The 991-nt window shown below is 27.7% G+C and carries 1 protein-coding gene; it reads left to right on the forward strand.

The annotated features are described in order from the left end of the window. The first annotated feature begins 212 nt into the window (after positions 1-212). Positions 213-359 carry a hypothetical protein gene (locus LUA84_RS00950; protein ID WP_231434007.1) on the forward strand — a complete coding sequence of 49 codons (147 nt, stop codon included), beginning with the start codon at positions 213-215 and terminating at the stop codon, positions 357-359. The last annotated feature ends 632 nt before the right edge of the window (positions 360-991 follow it).

Here is a 991-nt window from a genome sequence, read left to right on the forward strand (position 1 = left end):
TAAATATTGGTAATAATTTTGCATATATAAAAATGACAAAATTATTTAATCAAATAGATTCAAATGAATAGAATGTATATTTTGTAAATAGTTCTGGAAATATTTTATATTCATGGTATGAAGGTCAATTAAATTATAATGGAGTTACTTGTGATGTTTGGTGGATAAATATACCTCAAAGAATTCCAGCAAATTCAGGTGTAACTATTTATATGTATATAGGATCCAATAGTTCTAATTATTACCAACAATATTATCCATATGTTGGTGCACCTATACAAGTTTTAGGTACTTCTCAATATGATAATGGACAAAAAGTATTTAATTATTATCAAAACTTTGGAAATTTGGGTTCCTGACCTTCACCATGGACTTATGTATATAATAACAAAATAGTGCTTCTTTTTCTACAATTATACAATTATTCCATCTCCTTCTTCATGGTGATAACGAAGGTATTACTACTACAAATAATTATAATTTACAAAATAATATATTAGAAATTTATACTTCTGTTCCAACTACTAGCGGTACGAGTTGGGATTATACAGATTTAGGAGTAGGTGATGCAAATAATAGATATACATATTTTGTTGGTGGCGGAGGTGGGCTTATAGCTGGTGGTAATAGTAATGGTGCTGCATTTTCATAGACAACATAGGCACCGCTGGTGAGTTTAAATTATTTGTAGGAACTTCTAATGTAGGAAGTACACCATATAGTTATGTTCCAACAATATATGAAATTGGATTTTCTAGTAGTTATACTTATTTCTTAGTAAATTATACTCAAATATTAAGTACTACAACAATACCTGGTTCATTTAGTTTACCAATAACAATAGGGCAACAAAACTCAGGTAATAATATATACTTATATTGGGTTTTATTAAGATCATTGCCACCAAATGATGTAATGCCTTCAATTTCTTTATTTCTAATACAATAACTCCAAACTTTAATGTATTAGTAGAAAATTCAAATTCTATAAT

This window comes from Candidatus Nanopusillus massiliensis, assembly GCF_920984865.1.

Coding starts and splice junctions, on each gene's coding strand:
- LUA84_RS00950 (WP_231434007.1), top strand. CDS start 213: ATGTATATAGGATCCAATAGTTCTAATTATTACCAACAATATTATCCA.